Origin of the sequence: Amycolatopsis sp. cg9, assembly GCF_041346945.1 — a bacterium.
Lineage (GTDB): Bacteria > Actinomycetota > Actinomycetes > Mycobacteriales > Pseudonocardiaceae > Amycolatopsis.
On the sequence record NZ_CP166850.1, the window covers coordinates 8067828 to 8087819 of the forward strand.

At 73.8% G+C, this 19992-nt stretch carries 4 protein-coding genes; all 4 read right to left on the reverse strand.

Annotated elements, in window-relative coordinates; all coding sequences use genetic code 11:
* Positions 1-33: 33 nt before the first annotated feature.
* The gene (locus AB5J73_RS37515; RefSeq protein ID WP_370963553.1) at positions 34-243 is read right to left on the reverse strand and encodes an MbtH family protein; all 210 of its coding nucleotides are present in this window, start codon (positions 241-243) and stop codon (positions 34-36) included.
* 11 nt (positions 244-254) lie between these two features.
* On the reverse strand, positions 255-1280 hold the full coding sequence (locus AB5J73_RS37520) for an ABC transporter substrate-binding protein (protein WP_370963554.1): 1026 nt from the start codon (positions 1278-1280) through the stop codon (positions 255-257).
* 97 nt (positions 1281-1377) lie between these two features.
* Positions 1378-1788, reverse strand: coding sequence for an aspartate 1-decarboxylase (gene panD / locus AB5J73_RS37525; RefSeq protein WP_370963555.1), 411 nt, complete (start codon positions 1786-1788; stop codon positions 1378-1380).
* 4 nt (positions 1789-1792) lie between these two features.
* Positions 1793-19987 carry an amino acid adenylation domain-containing protein gene (locus AB5J73_RS37530; protein WP_370963556.1) on the reverse strand — a complete coding sequence of 6065 codons (18195 nt, stop codon included), beginning with the start codon at positions 19985-19987 and terminating at the stop codon, positions 1793-1795.
* Positions 19988-19992 lie beyond the last annotated feature (5 nt).

Consider the following 19992-nt stretch of genomic DNA (forward strand, 5'->3'; position numbering starts at 1 on the left):
GCGGGCTCCCGGCGCTTTCGTCTTCCCGGAAGGTCAGTCGTCCATGGCGTCGGCCAGGGACTTCGGCCGCATGTCCGTCCAGTTCGCTTCCACGTGGTCCAGGCACGCCTGGCGGCCGGACGGCCCGAAGGCCACCGTCCAGCCGGCCGGGACGTCGACGCGCTCCGGCCAGAGGCTGTGCTGGTTCTCGGCGTTGACCAGCACCAGGTACGTGCCGTCGGGGTCTTCGAACGGGTTGGTCACGGCGGGCCTCCTCAGGCGGTGATGTCCGTGCGGGCGCCCTTCACCAGCGCGGTCAGCTTCTGGATGACCGGGGTGGCGAGCAGGTGGTTGAAGCGCGGCTCGGCCGACCAGTCGCCGAGCTGGTTGGCCTTGACCGCGGGGAGCTGGTTCCACGTCGGGAACTGCGTCATCTGGGCGCGCGGCAGGGCGTAGGAGCGCGAGTCGGTCAGGATCAGGTCCGCCGGGTACTTGCCCGCCTGCTCCCAGGACAGCTGCTCCCAGTAGTCCTCGGTGCCGCCGCCGGAGACGATGTCGAGGCCGAGCTCGCGGTAGTAGGCCAGGTCGGCGAAGAAGTCCGGCTTGGCGATGTACAGGCCGTCCTTGTCGCCGTAGAGCACCAGGACCTTGAGGCCGGCCTTCTCCTTCGCGGCCGCGCGCAGGTCCTCTGACGCCTTGTCGAAGTCCTCCTTGGCCTTCTTCATCGTCTCCGAGCCGGCGTCACCGCCCAGCGCGACGGCCAGCTGCGAGTAGCGCTCGATCACCTTCGGCAGCGTGACCTTGTACTCCGAGAGCGCGACGATCGGCGCGACCTGCTGCACCTTGGGGCCGAGGTCGTCGGTGAGCACCCACATGTCCGTCGGCTTCGCGCCAGTGAGGCCGGTGACGACGAGATCGGGCTTCAGCGCGGCGAACTTCTCCACGCTGAAGTCGTCCCAGGCGTTGCCGATCGAGGTCACGGAGTTCAGGTCGATGTTGCCCGCCTGGATCTCCTTGCCGCCGTCGGCGGTCTTCTGCGGGCCGAACACGCCGACCGGGCGGACGCCGTAGTCCCACAGCGCGGCGGCCGAGCTGGCGTAGGCCACCACCCGCGTCGGACGCTGGTCGCGCGCGGCCTTCTGGCCGCGGTCGTCGGTGAACTCCCAGGGACCGGAGGCGGCGCCCGCCTGCTTGTCGCCGCCGCTGCCGCAAGCGGTCAGTGCCGCCGCCGCGGCGACGCCACCGGCGCCGATCAGGAATCCACGCCGGCTGAGCCCGGCAGCGCCTTGAAACACGGACATGTGAACCTCTCGCGCAGCTTTTAGGATAGGCACACCTTATTTAGGGGGGCCTGACAAAGCAACCGCCGCGGCCGACCTGTGTCCACCCCCACCTGCGTCAATTCCGGCCCGACAGCTGGGCCTCGGCGCCGGGAACCGGCTCGGCGGGGTCCTGTCCCAGGTGGACCTGCCGGTTGTCGCCGTCCACGTGCACCACCCGCGGCCGGTGCGCGGCGCGCTCGGCCTCGTGGACCTGGGCGTAGGTGATGATGATGACCAGGTCGCCCGGGTGCACGAGGTGCGCGGCCGCGCCGTTGACGCCGATCACGCCGGAGCCCGCTTCGCCGGTGATGGCGTAGGTCTCCAGCCGGGCGCCGTTGGTGATGTCGACGACGTGGACCTGCTCGCCTTCGACGATGTCGGCGGCGGCCATCAGGTCCGCGTCGATGGTCAGCGAACCGACGTAGTGCAGGTCGGCCTGGGTCACGGTGGCGCGGTGGATCTTGGCGTTCATCAGGGTGCGGTGCATCGGATTACCTCGCGTCTCGGGTCACCAGCGCGGCGAGGCCGGCGGCGGTGGGGGTGCGGAAGAACTCGGCGATCGGCAGTTCGGTCCCGAGCCGTTCGGTGATCCGGTTGCGCAGGACCACGAGCAGCATCGAGTGACCGCCGAGGGTGAACAGGTCGTCGTCGGCGCCGACGGCGGCGACGTCCAGCACCTCCGCGAAGATTTCGCAGAGGGCTGTCTCCAGCGGTGTTTCCGGGGCCCGGCCCCGGGTTTCGAACTCGGGCACCGGCAGCGCGGCCCGGTCGAGCTTCCCGTTGCGGGTCACCGGGAACGCGTCGAGGGGCACGATCGCCGCCGGCACCATGTACTCCGGCAGCGAGCGGGCGACGAACTCCCGCAGCCGCACCGGGTCCGCGGTGGCCGGCGTCGTGTACGCGACCAGCCGCTTGTCCCGGTCCTCGCGGACGACGACGAGCGCTTGGGCCACGTCGTCGTGCCGGGTCAGCGCCGTCTCGATCTCGGCGGGCTCGATCCGGAACCCGCGGATCTTCACCTGGTCGTCGGTGCGGCCGAGGTATTCGAGCTGCCCGTCCGGCCGCCACCGCACGAGGTCGCCGGTGCGGTACATGCGTTCGCCCGGCGGGCCGAACGGGTCGGCGACGAACCGGTCCGCGGTGAGCGCGGGCCGGTCGTGGTACCCGCGGGCCAGCCCGGCGCCGGCCAGGTAGAGCTCGCCCGGCACCCCGGCCGGGACCGGGGTCAGGCCGCCGTCGAGGACGTACGCCCGGGCGTTGTGCACCGGACGGCCGACCACCGGCCGGTCCGCGTCGGCGAACCGGCCGACCAGAGCGTCCACAGTGGCCTCGGTCGGCCCGTACAGGTTGTACGCCGCCGTTCCCGGCATCGACCGCAACGCCTCCCACAGCGGCTGGGACACGGCTTCCCCGCCGACGCCGACGACGCCGAGCGCGCACTTCCCGTCTTCGACCACGCCCGCGTCGGCCAGCTGCGTGAAGTGCGACGGCGTGAGTTCGAGGAAGTCGAGCCCGCGTTCGCGCACCACCGTCGCCAGCCGCGCGGGGTCGCGGCGGGTGTCGTCGTCGACGACGTGCACCTCGTGCCCGTCGAGCAGCCACAGCTGCGGCTGCCAGGACGCGTCGAAGAAGAACGCCCACGCGTGCCCGACCCGCAGCCGCCGCCCGCCCGCGGCGGCGACCGCCGGGCGGTAGAGCGTTTCGCGGTGGCTGTGGAAGAGGTTCACCAGCCCCGAATGCGGGATGACGACGCCCTTCGGCCGGCCCGTCGAACCGGACGTGTAGAGCACGTACGCCGGGTTCGCGGGCGACGGCGGCTTCAGGGCCGCGTCGGTGTCCACGATGTCCTCGACGAACAACGCCCCGGGAACCGGTGAGGCCAGCGCAAGGCTGGTGAGGACCAGTGAAGCACCGGAGTCGGCGAGGATCGCGGCGATCCGGTCGGCCGGCTGGTCCGGGTCCACCGGCAGGTACGCCGCGCCCGTCTTGAACACGCCGAAGATCGCCTCGACGACCGCCGCCGACCGCGGCAGCACGAGCGCCACGACCTGTTCGGGGCCCGCCCCCTGCGACGCGAGCCACCGCGCCAGGCGGTCGGTCCGCGCGGCGAACTCCGCGAAGGTCCTGCTGGAATCGGCGTCGCTCAGCGCGGTCGCGTCCGGGGTCGCCGCCACCTGCGCGGCCAGCCGGTCGACCACCGTCGGCGCCGCCGTCGTCAGCGGCTCGCCGCTCCCCCACTCGCGCAGGATCCGGTCCCGCTCACCGGTTTCGAGGACGTCGATCCGGCTCAGCGGCCGGTCCGGGTCCGCGACGACGGCGGTCATCAGCCGGACCAGGCGTTCGGTGAGCGTCCGGGCGGACGGCTCGTCGAAGAGGTCGAGGCTGAACTCCAGGTCGCCCTCGATGCCGCCGGGGGTTTCGACCAGGTCGAAGGACAGGTCGAACTTCGCCTGCCGCAGCCCGGTGTCCCGGTAGGCCGCGTCGAGCCCGAGCAGCCGCTCCCGCTCGCTCCCGGAGTGGTACACCGCGAGCATCACCTGGAACAGCGGGTGCCGGGCCAGTGACCGCGCCGGGTTGAGCAGCTCCACGAGGTGCTCGAACGGCAGTTCCTGGTGGGCGTACGCGGCGAGGTCGGCCTCCCGGACGCGGGCCAAGAGCTCCCGGAACGTCGGGTCACCGCCGGTGTCGGTGCGCAGGACCAGCGTGTTGACGAAGAACCCGGCGAGGTCCTCCAGCGCGTGGTCGGTGCGGCCGGCCACCGGCGTCCCGAGCGGGATGTCGGTGCCCGCGCCGAGCCGGGTCAGCAGCGCGGCCAGCGCCGCCTGCAGCACCATGAACGTGCTGGTGTCGCTGCCGGTGGCCAGTGCGCGCAACCCGCGGTGGACTTCCGCGGGCACGGTGAACGGCACGGCGGACCCGCGGTTGGTCGAACGCGCCGGGCGCGGCCGGTCGGCCGGGAGCGCCAGCTCGTCGGGCAGCCCGGCGAGGGTGTCCCGCCAGAACGCCGCCTGGCGGCCGAGCAGGCTGTCCGGGTCGTCGGCGCGGCCGAACATCTCGCGCTGCCACAGCGTGTAGTCCGCGTACTGCACCGGCAACGGTGTCCACTGTGGACGCTCGCCGCGGAGCCGGGCCGCGTAAGCGGTGTCGATGTCCCGCTTCAGCGGCGGCAGCGACCAGCCGTCCCCCGCGACGTGGTGCACCAGGAGCACGAACACGTGCCGCTCCGGTCCGGCCGAGACGAGGGTCGCCCGGATCGGGATCTCGGCGTCGAGGGTGAAGCAGTACGACGCCGCCGCGGTGACGCGCTCGTCGAGGTCGGTGGCCGTTTCGCGGACCAGGGCCGGGCGGGCGCGGTCGTCCCCGGGGTCGAGGACGACTTGCCGCGGGGTGCCCTGCTCTTCGACCAGCAGGGTCCGGAGCACCTCGTGGCGCGCCACGACGTCACCCAGCGCGGCCTGCAGCGCGCCGGCGTCGACCGGGCCGGTCAGCTCCCACGCCCACGGGATGTTGTACGTCGCGGACAGCCCGTCGAGGCGGTCGAGGAACCACAGCCGCTGCTGCGCGAACGACAGCGGCAGGACGGCCGGCCGCTCGGCCGGCACCAGCGGCGGGCGGCTTCGGCGGCCCGGGTCCAGTGCCTCCGCGAGCCGGGCCGGGGTCGGCGCGTCGAACACCGCGCGGATCGGCACTTCGACGCCGAGCAGCGCGCGGATCCGGCTGACCAGGCGCGTCGCCAGCAGCGAATGCCCGCCGAGGGCGAAGAAGCCGTCGTCCGGGCCGACCGCCGGGACGCCGAGGACGTCGGCGAACAGCTCGCACAGCGCCTGCTCGGCCGGGGTCCGCGCGACGCGGCCCGAGGTCCGGACCTCCGGATCGGGGAGCGCGGCGCGGTCGAGCTTGCCGTTGGCGTTCACCGGGAGTTCCGGCAGCACGACGATCGCCGAGGGCACCGAGTACGCCGGCAGCCGCGCCGCCAGTGACGCCCGCAACGCGGCCGGGTCGCCCGCCGGCGCGACGTAGGCGATCAGCCGGTTCCCCCGGGCGACGACGACCGCGCGGGCGACCGAGGCGCCGGCCGTCAGCGCGGCTTCGATCTCGCCCGGCTCGACGCGGAAGCCGCGGACCTTGAGCTGCTGGTCGGCCCGGCCGGCGAAGTCGAGCGCGCCGTCAGGACGGCGGCGGACGAGGTCGCCGGTGCGGTACATCCGCTCCCCCGCTTCGAACGGCGAAGCCACGAACCGTTCCGCGGTGAGCGCCGGACGGCCGAGGTAGCCGCGGGCGAGCCCGGCACCGGCCAGGTACAGCTCGCCGCGCACGCCCGGCGGCACCGGCCGCAACGCGGCGTCGAGGACGTACGCGCGGGTGTTCGCGACGGGACGCCCGATGGCCACCGGCCCGCACTCCTGCGCGAGGCTGTCGCCGGCGACCTCCGAGCAGCCGTAGAGGTTGACCAGTTTCGCCGAGGGCCACCGCCGCGCCACCTTCTCGGCGAGCGCTTCGGAAAGCGGTTCGCCGCTGGTGATCCAGGTGGTCACCGAAGCGAACGCGCCGGCACGGGCGTCCTCGGCGAAGGTGTCGAGGAGGCTCGGCACCACGGTCAGCACCTGGGCGCCGGACGTCCGGGCGAGTTCGGCGAGCGCGTGCGGGTCCGTGGCGGTCGCGTCGTCGGCGAGGACCACCGGGTCGCCCGCGACGAGGCCGCCGAGCAGCTCGGTCGAGCCGTCGATGAAGGTCAGCGCGCTCTTCGCGACCCGGACGCCTTCGGTGATCCCGCGCCCCCAGTGCAGCCGGTTGGCCAAGGCGAGCTGCGTGCCGGCGACCGCCTTCGGGCGCCCGGTCGAGCCGGACGTGAAGATCACGTACGCCGGGTGGTCCGGGCGGATCGGCGGCCAGACCGGTGCGGGCCCGGTGTCGCCGGGCCGGACCAGCCGGTCCCCGAAGCCGTCTTCCGCGATGACCAGGTGCGGATCGGCGTCGGTGAGCATCAGCTCGACGCGCTCGGCCGGGTGGTTCAGGTCGAGGGGCAGGTAGGCGGCGCCGGTCTTGAGCACCGCGAGCAGCGCCACGACGAGGTCGGCCGACCTCGGCAGCGCGACCGCGACGACCCGCTCCGGCCCGGCACCCCGGGCGAGCAGCGCACGGGCGAGCGCCGTGGCCTTGGTGTCCAGTTCGGCGTAGGTGAGCCGCTCGCCACCGAAGACCAGCGCGGTCGCGTCCGGCGTACGTGCGACCTGAGCCGAGAACAGCTCGGCGGCCGTCTCCGCGGGCAGCGGGGTCGCGGGATCGGGGGCGAGCTGGTCGTGTTCGGCGTCGGTGAGCAGGTCGACGGCGCCGATCCGGGTGTCGGGATCGGCGACGACGGCGGCCAGCAGCGTCCGGAGCCGCGCCAGGATCGCTTCGACGCTCGCGCGGTCGAAGACGTCGCTGTTGTACTCGGCCGTGCCGCGGATCCCGGCCTGGGCACCCGGGCTCTCGCCGACGAAGAACACCAGGTCGGCGCGCGAAGTGCCGGTGCGAACCGGCTCCTCGGCGACGGTCAGGCCGGGCAGGGTCAGGTCGGCGACGGCGTTGTTCTGCCACGCCAGCATCGTCTGGAACAGCGGGTGGTACGCCAAGGACCGCGTCGGGTTCAGCGCCTCGACCAGCCGCTCGAACGGGACGTCCTGGTGGGCGTAGGCGTCGAGGCTTCGGTCCCGCACGCGGGCGACGAGGTCGCGGAACGTCGGGTCGCCACCGGTGTCGACGCGCAGGACCAAGGTGTTGACGAAGAAGCCGACGAGGTCGTCGAGCGCCTGGTCGGTGCGCCCGGCGACGGACGTGCCGATCGGCACGTCGGTGCCCGCGCCGAGCCGGGTGAGCACCGCGGTGAGCCCGGCGTGCACGACCATGAACACGCTGGCCCCGCACGCGCGAGCCAGGTCGACCAGTCCACTGTGGAGGCGCGCGTCCCAACCGAAGGCGAACTGCCCGCCGCGGTAGGACGCTTCGGCCGGGTGCGGCCGGTCGGTCGGCAGCTCGATGCGTTCGGGCAGCCCGGCGAGGGCCTCGCGCCAGTACGCCAGCTGCGGTTCGATCACCGGCTCGCCGAGGACGTCCCGCTGCCACAGCGTGTAGTCCGCGTACTGCACCGGCAGCGGAGTCCACTGTGGAGCGTCACCGGCCTGGCGGGCGGTGTACGCCGTGGCGAGGTCCCGCCACAGCGGCGCGGTCGACCAGCCGTCCGACGCGATGTGGTGGAACACCAGCACGAGGACGTGTTCCCGGGCACCCAGCCGCAGCAGCTCGGCGCGCAGCGGGATCTCCGACTCCAGCTCGAACACCGTCCGGGCCACTGCCGACACCGCGTCGGCGAGCGCGGCACCGGTGACTTCGCGGACCGGCAGGGGGATCGGCACGTCGTCGAGCAGCAGCTGCCGCGCTTCGCCGCCGACCTCGGGGAAAACCGTGCGGAGGGCTTCGTGGCGTTCGACCACATCGGACAGCGCGGTGCGCAGCGCGTCGACGTCGAGCGCGCCGGTGAGGCGGACCGCGGTCGGCATGTTGTACGTCGCCGACGGGCCTTCGAGGCGGTGCAGGAACCACAGCCGCTGCTGGGCGAACGACAACGGCAGCACCTCCGGCCGCGGCTCGGCGCGCACCAGGGCCGGCCGGGCGGCCGAGGCGTCGGCGGCGGCCAGCAGCGCGGCGAGCCCGGCCACGGACGGCGTTTCGAACACCGACCGCACCTGCAGCTCGACCCCGAAGACCGCGCGCAGCCGCGCGACCAGCCGCGTCGCCATCAGCGAATGGCCGCCGAGGGCGAAGAAGTCGTCGTCGACGCCGACCGCCGAGGTGTCGAGGACTTCGGCGAAGAGCCCGCACAGGACCTCTTCGACCGGGGTCCGCGGCGCCCGTCCGGTGGTGGCGGCCTGCTTGTCCGGGCTCGGCAGCGCGCGGCGGTCGAGCTTGCCCGAGGCGAGCAGCGGCAGGCGGTCCAGGAGCACGAACGCCGAGGGCACCATGTACTGCGGCAGCCGGTCGCGGACGTGCGCCCGCAGCGCCGCCACCAGCGCGCTCGTGTCCCGCTGCCCGGCCGGGTGGTTGCCGAGCGCCTCGAGGGCGGCCCGGACCGGGCGGGTGCGGTGGATCCGCGTCGGCGCGCCGGTGGTGAACACGACCTCCAGCGCGCCTTCGTCGGCGGTGAGCGTCGCGTACACCCGGTAGCTGTGCCGTTCGCCGAGGGCGTGCAGGGTCTCGGGGTCCACTCCGGACGGTGTGCTGTCCAAAGCGGACAGCGCGGCGTCGGCGTCCCCGCCCGCCAGCGCCGCGACGGCGGCCAGCTCGCCGGACAACCGCGCGTTCGGCACGCCGGTGACGCGCAGGCGGGCTGGTCCGCCTGCGAGCCGCGCTTCCAGCTCGGGAAGCGAAGTGAACGCGACGACGTCTTCGGCCACCGGTGCCGGCTTCGGCGCCTTCCGCAGCACCACGTCGTAGCGGTGCCGGGTCAGCTCGTTGTGCGCGTGACCGCGCTTGACCCACACGTCGACGTCGTCGAAGCCGTCGAGCTCCCGGCTCAGCGCCGCGAAGAAGTCCGGGTCGAGCACCAGCTCGCCTTCCCGGGCGATCGCCTGGTCGGCGGCCGCGGTGTCCCGGCGGCCGTGCCGCAGCTCGGTCGCGGTCCGGAACGCCCGCAGCGAGCGCAGGTTCCGGATGTCGCCGAGGAAGACGACCCCGCCCGGCCGGACCCGCGCGGCGGCCGTGCGGATCACCTCGGCCAGGTAGCCGACGCTCGGGAAGTACTGCGCGACGGAGTTGACGATCACCGTGTCGAACGGCTCGTCGGGCAGTTCGCCCAGGTCGTGCGCCGGGCGCGCGGCCAGGTGGACCTTGCCCGCGAACGACGTCGCCGCGAGTTCGCGCCGCAGGTTGGCGATGGCCTTTACGGAGAGGTCGACGCCCCAGTACTCCTCGGCGTCCGGCGCGATCCGCGACAGGATCAGGCCACTGCCCACGCCGATCTCCAGGACCCGCCCCCAAGCCGCACTTTCACGTGAAAGTGCGGCTTTCGCCAGCGAGCGGATGCGGTCGATCGTCGCCGCGTGCCACTCCCGCATCTCTTCGAGCGGAATCTCGGTGCCATCGTAGCTGGAGTTCCAGCCGGTGAAGTTCTCCTCCAGCCCGCCGGCCGCCGCGTCGGTGAAGACGTTCTCGTGCAGCTCGCGCCACTCGCCGACGTGCTCCAGCTCGGCTTCTTCGTCCCGCCCCGCCGAGGGCACGGCGTAGGCGATGAGCCGCCCGTCCTGCGCGGTGACGACGGACTGCCCGACCGCGGGGTGCTCGGCCAGCACGGACTCGATCTCGCCGAGCTCGATCCGGTAGCCGCGGATCTTGACCTGGTCGTCCGCCCGGCCCAGGAAGACCAGCCGGCCGTCCGGCAGCCACTTCACCAGATCACCCGTGCGGTAGAGCCGTCCGCCCGGACCGAACGGGTCCGCCACGAACCGCTCCGCCGTCAGCCCCGGCCGCCCGAGATAACCGCGGGCCAAGCCGGACCCCGCGAGGTACAGCTCCCCCACCACGCCGGGCGGGACCGGCCGCAGCCCGGCGTCGAGCACGTACGCCCGCGTGCCGGGGTCCGGAATGCCGATCGGGACGACCGTCGCGTCCGCCAGCTCGGCCGGGTCGCTCTCGCCGAGCGTCGAGTTGGTGGTCGCCTCGGTCGGGCCGTAGGCGTTGAACATCCGCCGCCCCGGCGCCCACCGCCGGACCAGCTCCGGCGACACGCGCTCGGTGCCCGCCAGCAGGACGCTGTCGCGCGGCAGGTCGAGGTCCGCCGGCATGGCGTCGAGCAGGGCGGGCGGCAGGATCATGAAGTCGACGGCGTGCCGGTGCGCGTACTCGGTCAGCGCGGCCCCGGCGACGCGGCGCTCGGCCGGGACGACCACCAGGCGCCCGCCGGACAGCAGCCCGAGGCACAGGTCCCAGAAGGCGACGTCGAAGCTCGGGGACGCGAACTGCAGCACCCGGCTGTGCGGCCCGATGCCGAACCGCTCGACCTGGGTGGCGACCAGCTTCGCGACGCCGGAGTGCTGGAGCACGACGCCCTTCGGCCGCCCGGACGAGCCGGACGTGTAGATCACGTAGGCCGCGTTCTCCGGCCGCACCGGCACCGCCGGGTCCACTGTGGACATCTCGGCCAGTGCCGGGTCGTCGAGCAGGACCCGCGGCAGGGTCGCGGGCAGCTTCGCTTCGACGTCCCGGGTCGTCACCACGCAGACCGGGCCCGCGTCGTCGGTCATGTAGGCGATCCGGTCGGCCGGGTAGTCGGTGTCGACCGGCAGGTAGGCGGCACCGGCCTTGAGGACGGCCAGTTCCGCGATGATCATGTCGGCCGACCGCGGCACGGCCAGCGCGACCACCCGCTCGAGCCCGGCCCCGCGGGCCACCAGCAGGTTCGCCAGCCGGTTGGCGCGGGCGTCCACTTCGGCGTAGGTGAGTTCCTCGTCCTCGAAGACGAGCGCCACCGCGTCCGGGGCCTCGGCGACGCGGCGGGCGAACATCCCGGGGAACGTCTCCGTGCCCGCCGGATCGAGCGACCCGGCCCACTCGGTGAGGACGCGGTCCCGCTCGTCCCCGGCGAGCAGGTCGAGCGCGCCGACCGGGCGGTCCGGTTCGGCCAGCGCCGCCCGCAGCAGCACTTCGAGGCGGCGCAGGATCGCGTCCGCGCCGGCGTGGTCGAAGACGTCCGCGTTGAACTCCAGCACGCCGGCGATCCCGGCGTCGCGTTCGGTCAGCGAGATCGCCAGGTCGAACTTCGACGTCCCGGTGGTCACCGGGATCTCGGACACGGCAAGGCCGGGCAGGGTCACCTCGGCGCGGGCGGTGTTCTGCCCGGCGATCATCACCTGGAAAAGCGGGTGGTACGACAGCGACCGCGCCGGGTTGAGCACCTCGACCAGCCGCTCGAACGGCACGTCCTGGTGGGCGTAGGCGTCCAGGTTGCGCTCGCGCACGCGGGCCACGAGGTCGCGGAACGACGGCTCGCCACCGGTGTCCACGCGCAGCACCAGGGTGTTGACGAAGAACCCGACGAGGTCGTCGAGCGCCGGGTCGGTGCGCCCCGCGATGGGCGAGCCGATCGGCACGTCGGTGCCCGCGCCGAGGCGCGTGAGGAGCGCGGCGAGGGCTGCGTGCACGACCATGAACACGCTGGCGCCGGACTCGCGGGCCAGCGCGGCGAGCTCCGCGTGGAGCCCGGCGTCCCAGGTGAAGGTGTGCAGCTCGCCGCGGAAGGTCGCGGTGGCCGGGTGCGGCCGGTCCAGCGGCAGCTCGATCCGGTCCGGGAGGCCGTCGAGCGCGTCGCGCCAGTAGTCCAGCTGCGCGCTGAGCACGCTGTCCGGGTCGTCCTCGCTGCCGAGCAGTTCCCGTTGCCAGAGCGTGTAGTCCGCGTACTGCACCGGCAGCGGCGTCCACTGTGGAGTCTCGCCGCCGCGCCGGGCGGCGTAGGCCGTGGCGACGTCGCGCCACAGCGGGGCCATCGACCAGCCGTCGGAGGCGATGTGGTGGAAGACCAGGGCGAACACGTGCTCGCGCGCGCCCAGCCGGAGCAGCTCCGCGCGCATCGGAGCTTCGTGCTCGAGGTCGAACGGCCCGCGGACGAGCCCGGTCAAGGCGGCGTCGAGGTCCGCGACCTCGCGGACCGGCAGGCTGACGTCTTCGGCCGGCAGGACGTCCTGGAACGGCACGCCGTCCCGCTGCGGGAACCGCGTGCGCAGGGCTTCGTGCCGGGCGACCACGTCGGTGAGGGCCGCGCGCAGCGCTTCGACGTCGAGGTCGCCGTCGAGGCGCATGATCAGCGGCACGTTGTAGGTGGCCGACGGTCCTTCGAGGTGGTGCAGGAACCACAGCCGCTGCTGGGCACCGGACAGCGGGACCGGCTCGGGCCGCCGCATCCGGACCAGCGGCGGGCGCGCGGTCCCGCCGGCGGTGGCGAGCACCCCGGTCAGTCCCGCGGCGGTCGGCGTCTCGAAGACCGAACGGACTTCCAGCTCGGCGTTCAGGGTCGTGCGGATCCGGGCGATCAGCCGGGTGGCCAGCAGTGAATGGCCGCCGAGGGCGAAGAAGCTGTCGTCCGGCCCGACCCGCGGCAAGCCGAGGACGTCGGCGAACAGCTCGCACAGCCGGCGTTCGAGCGGGGTGCGCGGCTCGCGGTCCGACGTCGGCGCCACCGGGTCCGGCGACGGCAGGGCGCGGCGGTCGAGCTTGCCGTTGGCGGTCACTGGGAGCGCGTCGAGGACGACGATCGCCGAGGGCACCATGTGCTCCGGCAGCCGCTCGGCGGCCAGCGCCCGCAGGTCCGCCGACAGGGTGCTGACGCGGCGGAAGCGGCCGGGGTTGCCGGTGTAGGACAGCAGCGGCCCGGAGCCGGGCCGGAACGCACCAGCCGGGTCGCCGGTCGCGAAGAGGACGTCGACCGAGCCGTCGCCGGTTGCGGACCAGGTCACGACCGTGCCGAAGCCGTGGGCCTCGCCCAGTTCGTACCAGTCCTCGGGGTTCACGCCTTCCGCGGTGCGGCCGTTCGGGACGCCGTCGACGCGCAGCCCGTCGCCGAGCCGCGCGGCCACCTCGTCCACAGTGGACACATCGGTGCCCCACCCGAGCACCGGGACGTCCGGCGCCGACGCGGTCCCCGGGCGCAGGACGACGTCGTAGCGGTACTGGGTCAGCTCGTTGACCCCGCGGCCGCGCTTGACCCGGATGTCCGCGGTGACACCACCGAGACCGGCGAAGAACTCGGGCGCGACGAGCAGTTCCTTCTCCCGCAGGAGGTTCTGCTCGACGTCGCCGCCGCGCGCCCGGGCCACCGCGGTGTGGAACGCCCGCACCTGGCGCAGGTCGCGGACGTCGCCGACGAACAGCGCCCCGCCCGGGGCCAGCAGGTCCAGCGCCTTCCGCACGACGTCCAGCAGGTACGTCCCGCTCGGGAAGTACTGGATGACGGAGTTGAGCACGATCGTGTCGAAGAACCCCGGCGGCAGCCCGGTGACGTCGGCGGCGTCGCCGGTGCGCAGTTCGACGCGCCCGGCCAGGGCAGGATCGGCCCCGACCCGGCGGCCCAGCGACGCGATCACCTCGGCGGAGAAGTCCGTGCCCCAGTACGTTTCGCAGTCCGGGGCCAGCTCGGTCAGCAGCAGGCCGGTGCCGACGCCGATCTCCAGGACCCGCTTCGGCCGCAGCGACCGGATCCGCGTGACGATCGCGTCCCGCCACTCGCGCATCTCGGCGACCGGGATCGGCTCGCCGGTGTAGCTGGAGTTCCAGCCGGCGAAGGCGTCGCCGTCGCCGGAGTACATCGAGTCGTACAGCTCACGCCACTCGCCGACCTGCTCGGTCTCGTCGCCGGCCGGGCTTTCGACGTCGGCGGGGACGACGTACCCGACGAGCCGGACGTCGCCGGGGCGGTCCTCGCGGGCCACGACCACGGCGTGGGCGACGTCGTCGTGCGCGGCCAGCGTCGCGGCGACCTCGCCGGGTTCGACGCGGAAGCCGCGGATCTTGATCTGCTCGTCGCCGCGGCCGAGGAACTCGAGGACGCCGTCGGCGCGGAACCGGGCGAGGTCGCCGGTGCGGTACATCCGGGCACCGGGCGCGCCGAACGGGTCGGCGACGAACCGCTCCGCGGTGAGCCCGGGACGGCCGAGGTAGCCGCGGGCGAGCTGGCTCCCGGCGAGGTACAGCTCACCGGGCGCGCCGGGCGGCACCGGGCGCAGGGCGGCGTCGAGCACGTAGGTCCGCGTGTTCCACACCGGACGTCCGATCGGGACGGTGGCGTCCGCGGGGGACGTCCGCCAGGCCGTGACGTCGACCGAGGCTTCGGTGGGGCCGTACAGGTTGTGCAGTTCGGCGTCGAGCGCCCGGCCGAACTGCGCGACGGCGTCCGGCGGCAGGGCCTCGCCGCTGCAGACGACCCGGCGCAGGCTCGTGCACTCCCCCGCGGCCGGTTCCTGCAGGAAGACCTGGAGCATCGACGGGACGAAGTGGACGGTCGTGATCCCCCGGTCGCGGATCAGCCGGGCGAGGTAGGCGGGATCCTTGTGCCCGTCGGGCCGCGCGAGCACCTCCGTGGCCCCGGTGAGGAGCGGCCAGAGGAACTCCCAGACGGAGACGTCGAAGCTGGACGGTGTCTTCTGCAGCACCCGGTCGCCGTCGGTGAGGCCGTACTCGTCCTGCATCCACAGCAGCCGGTTGACGATGCCCGCGTGCGGCACGACGACGCCCTTGGGGCGGCCGGTCGACCCGGACGTGTAGATGACGTACGCCGGGTTTTCCGGCCGGAGCACGACGTCGAGCGGCGTGTCCGGGACGTCGGCGACGCTGTCCGGGTCGTCGAGGAGGAGCGCGCCCGGGACAGCGGTCTCCTCGACCGCGAGCACCAGCGCCGGGGCCGCGTCTTCGAGCATGAACGCGATGCGGTCCGCCGGGTAGCCCGGGTCGAGCGGCAGGTAGGCCGCGCCCGTTTTGAGCACGGCGAGGATCGCCGTCACCAGGTGCGTCGAGCGCGGCAGCGCGAGGGCGACCACGCGCTCCGGCCCGGCGCCCCGGGCGGCGAGCACGCGGGCGAGGCGGTTCGACGCGGCGTCCAGCTCGGCGTAGCTGAGCTCTTCGTCCTCGAAGACCAGCGCGGGGTGGTCCGGGGTGCGGGCGGCCTGGGCGGCGAACAGCTCGGGCACGGTGACCGCGGGAACGTCCGCGACCGCGCCCGACCAAGCCGCTTCGAGGCCGTCGCGCTCGGCCGGGGTGAGCACGTCGAGCGTCCCGAGCCGGCGGTCCGGGGCCGAGACGACCTGGCGGAGCAGGACTTCCAGCCGGTCGAGCAGCCCGGTCACGGTCGCCCGGTCGAACACCTCGGCGTTGAACTCGGCCTGGCCGTGCAGCCCGTCGGCGCGTTCGGTGAAGGAGAACCAGAGGTCGAACTTGGCCGTGCCGGTGCCGACCGGCCGCTCGGTGACGGTCAGCCCGGGCAGCTCGACGCCGCTGCCGGGGGTGTTCTGCCAGGCGAGCATGGTCTGGAACAGCGGGTGGTGCGCCAGCGACCGCGCCGGGTTGAGCGCCTCGACCAGCCGCTCGAACGGCACGTCCTGGTGGGCGTAGGCGTCCAGGCTGCGTTCCCGCACCCGGGCGACGAGGTCCCGGAAGGACGGGTCGCCGCCGGTGTCCACGCGCAGGACCAGGGTGTTGACGAAGAACCCGACGAGGTCGTCCAGCGCCGGGTCGGTGCGGCCCGCGATCGGGGTGCCGATCGGGATGTCCGTGCCGCCGCCGAGCCGGGACAGCAGCGCCGTCAGGCCCGCGTGCACGACCATGAACGGGCTCGCGCCGCACGCCCGCGCGAGCTCGGCGAGCCCGGCTTGGAGGCCGGCGTCCCAGGCGAAGGTGAAGAACCCGCCGCGGTAGGCGGAGACCGCCGGGTGCGGGCGGTCGAGCGGGAGGGTGATCCGCTCGGGCAGGCCGTCGAGGGCGCCGCGCCAGTAGTCGAGCTGGGCGCTTTCTTCGGCGGCCAGGAGTTCGCGTTGCCAGAGCGTGTAGTCCGCGTACTGCACCGGCAACGGCGGCCACCCGGGAGCGTCGCCGCGGCGGCGGGCGCGGTAGGCCGTGGCGATGTCCTGCCAGAGCGGGGACAGCGACCAGCCGTCGGCGGCGATGTGGTGCACGACCAGGACGAGCACGTGCCGGCGCCGGTCCGCGGTCAGCAGCTCGGCGCGCACCGGGACGCCGGCGCCGAGGTCGAAGACCCCGCGCACGAGGGCGGCCACTTCGGCGTCCACATCGGACACTTCGCGGACGGCCAGTTCCACCGTCCCTTCGGGAAGGACCTCCTGGTACGGCACGCCGTCGGCGACGGGGAAGACCGTCCGCAGGGCCTCGTGCCGGGCCAGGACGTCGTTCAGCGCCGAGCGCAGCGCGTCGACGTCCAGCTCGCCGGACAGGCGCATGACGAGCGGGACGTTGTAGGTCGCCGACCCGCCTTCGAGACCGTGCAGGAACCACAGCCGCTGCTGCGCGAACGACAGCGGCAGCCGTTCGGGCCGCTCCGCGACGCGGGTCAGGGGCGGGCGTGCGGTGCCGGTGACGGCTCCGGCGAGGAGCTCGGCGAGCGCGGCCGGGGTCGGCGCGTCGAACACCGCCCGCACCGGCACCTCCGCGCCGACGGCCGCGCGGATCCGCTGGATCAGCCGGGTGGCCAGGAGGGAATGCCCGCCGAGCGCGAAGAAGTCGTCGTCCGGCCCGGCCTGCGGCACGCCGAGGACGTCGGCGAACATTTCGCACAGCAGCTGCTCGACGGGGTTGCGGGGCGCGCGGCCCGGCCCGGCGGTGAACCGCTCCGGGCTCGGCAGCGCCTTGCGGTCGAGCTTGCCCGACGCCAGTACCGGCAGCTTGTCCAGCACGACGAACGCCGACGGCACCATGTACCGCGGCAGCCGGTCGCCCACGTGCGCCCGCAGCGCCGCCACGAACGCGCCGGTCTCCCGCCGGGCCGCCGGGTTGTTCGCGTACGACCCCGGTGTCCCCGCCGGGCGCCCCGGCCGGTACGCGGTCCCGTCCTGCCCCGAGCGCCCCAATGTGGCATTGGGTGCGTCTGACGCACCCAATGTGGCGTTCGGTGCGTCTGACGCACCGAACGCCACATTGGGGCGCGAGAAGACGGCTTCCAGCACACCGCTTTCGGCGGCCCACGTCACCGCGACCCGGTAACCGGCCTCGTCGCCGAGCCGGTGCAGGGCTTCGGGATCGACGCCGTCCCGCCCGTCGAGGGCTTCGAGGGCGGCCGCCGGGGCGCCTTCGTCGAGGGCGCGGACCGCGGCCAGCTCGCCCGACAGCCGCGCGTCCGGGATGCCCGTGACGCGCAGCCGCTCCGGTGATTCGGCGGCCAGGAACCGGTCGACCGCACCGAGGTCGCCGAACGCGACGACCTGCTCGTCGACCGGAGCCGGCCGGGGCCCCTTGCGCAGCACGACGTCGTAGCGGTGCCGGGTGAGTTCGTTGTGGGCGGTGCCGCGCTTGACCCACAGGTCGACGTCGTCGAAACCGGCGAGTCCCCGGGCCAGCGCCGGGAAGAAGTCCGGGTCGAGGACGAGCTCGCCCTCGCGCGCGATGGCCTGGTCGACCGCCGCGACGTCGCCGCGGCCGTGCCGCAGCTCGACGGCGGTGCGGAACGCCCGCAGCGAACGCAGGTTCCGGATGTCGCCGAGGAAGATCGTGCCACCGGGCTTCAGGACACCGGCGGCGGTCTTCACCACCTCGGCGAGGTAGTCGGCGCTCGGGAAGTACTGCGCGACGGAGTTGACGATCACCGTGTCGAACGGCTCGGCCGGCAGCTCGCCCAGGTCGTGCGCCGGACGCGCGGCCAGGTGGACCTTGCCCGCGAACGACGTCGCCGCGACTTCGCGCCGGACGTTCTCGATCGCGCTCTCGGAGAGGTCGACGCCCCAGTACTCCTCGGCGTCCGGCGCGATCCGGGACAGGATCAGCCCGCTGCCGACGCCGATCTCCAGCACCCGCTTCGGTTCGAGGGACCGGATGCGCTCGATCGTCGCCGCGTGCCACTCCCGCATCTCGGCGAGGGAGATCTCCGAGCCGTCGTAACTGGAGTTCCAGCCGGCGAAGTTCTCCTCGATGCCCCGGGAACCGGCGAGCATCTCTTCGTGGACGTCGTGCCATTCGTCGACGTGCCCCTGTTCGGCCGCTTGGTCGCGGTCGGGCACCGGCACGGCGTAGGCGATCAGCCGGCCGTCCTGGGCGACGACGACCGACTGGCCGACGCGCGGGTGTTCGGCGAGGACGGACTCGATCTCGCCGAGCTCGATCCGGTAGCCGCGGATCTTGACCTGGTCGTCCGCCCGGCCCAGGAAGACCAGCCGGCCGTCCGGCAGCCACTTCACCAGATCGCCCGTGCGGTAGAGGCGCTCGCCCGAACCGAACGGGCTCGCCACGAACCGCTCCGCCGTCAGCCCCGGCCGCCCCAGGTACCCCCGCGCCAGGCCCGGGCCGGCGAGGTACAGCTCGCCCGCGGCGCCGACCGGGACCGGGGCCAGGTGCGCGTCGAGGACGTAGGCGCGGGTGCCCGGGTCCGGGACGCCGATCGGCACGGCCGAACCGGGCGCGATCGCCGGGTCGCAGAGCCCGAGCGTCGAGTTGGTGGTCGCCTCGGTCGGGCCGTAGGCGTTGAACATCCGCCGCCCCGGCGCCCAGCGGCGCACCAGCTCCGGCGACACGCGCTCGGTGCCCGCGAGCAGGACGCTGTCGCGCGGCAGGTCGCAGTCCTCGGGGAACTCGGCGAGCAGCGCGGGCGGCAGGATCATGAAGTCGACGCCCTTGGCGTGGGCGTACTCCGCGAGTTCGGGGCCGGGCACCCGCCGCTCGGCCGGCACGACCACCAGCCGGCCGCCCGAGAGCAGCCCGAGGCACAGGTCCCAGAAGGCGACGTCGAAACTCGGCGACGCGAACTGCAGCACCCGGCTGTGCGGGCCGACGCCGAACCGTTCCGACTGCGTGGCCACCAGTTTCGCCACGCCCGCGTGGGAAACCACGACGCCCTTGGGCCGTCCGGTGGATCCCGACGTGTAGATGACGTAGGCCGCGTTCGCCGGGACGATCCGGGCGGCCGGGTCCGTGGCCGGAGCGCCGGCCGGGTCGAGTTCGTCGAGGAGCAGGACGTCGCCGTCGAAGCGGCCGGCGAGCTCGCTCGTGGTCACCACGCACACCGGGCGGGCGTCGGACACCATGAAGGCGATCCGCTCGGCCGGGTAGTCCTGGTCCAGCGGCAGGTAGGCGGCGCCGGCCTTGAGCACCGCCAGCTCGGCCACGATCATCTCGAGCGAGCGCGGGACGGCGAGGGCGACGACGCGCTCCGGTCCGGCGCCGCGGCCGATGAGGACGTGAGCGAGCCGGTTGGCGCGCGCGTCCAGCTCGGCGTAGGTCAGCTCCTCGTCCTCGAAGACGAGCGCGACGGCGTCCGGGTGCTCCCGGACGCGGGCCGCGAACAGCTCCGGCAGGGTCGAAAGGGGCGTGGCGAGGCCGGTGTCGTTCCAGTCGCCGAGGATCCGCTCCAGTTCCGGCGCGGCCATCAGGGCGAGCCGGTCGACCGGCCACTGTGGACGCTCGGCCGCCGCGGCGAGGAGGTGACCCAGGTGCGCCAGCATTCGGTCCACAGTGGACTCGTCGAGGACGTCGGCGCGGTAGCGCAGCCCGGCCGCGCTCAGGTTCAGGTCGAGCGGGAGATCCGTCTCGGCGCCGAAGCCGACGTTGACCAGCAGCGATCCCCCGCGACCGGGCTCGGGGTCCAGTTCGGCGACCAGGTCGGCGAACGGCACCTCGTGCCTCAGGGCTTCCTCACGAGCCGCACGCACGCGCGCGACGACGTCGGCGAATCCGGGCGAGCCGCCCAGATCCACCCGCAGCGGCACCAGCGAGCCGATCCCGAGCACGACGTCGGCGGTTCCCGCGTACCGGGACAACAGCACCGTGAACGCCGCCAGCAGCGTCAGCTCGTCCGCCTCCGGCACCGGCCGGGTGTGCGGCACCGGGGCGGCGGGCTCCCCGGGGTAGGGCCGGTCGACCGGCAGCGGCAGCTCCTTCGGCGCCGAGGCGAGGCGGTCACGCCAGAAACCCAGCCCCGACACCTGCTGCACAGCGTCACCGTTGCTCACCGGTA

Coding starts and splice junctions, on each gene's coding strand:
- panD (WP_370963555.1), bottom strand. CDS start 1,788: ATGCACCGCACCCTGATGAACGCCAAGATCCACCGCGCCACCGTGACC.
- AB5J73_RS37520 (WP_370963554.1), bottom strand. CDS start 1,280: ATGTCCGTGTTTCAAGGCGCTGCCGGGCTCAGCCGGCGTGGATTCCTG.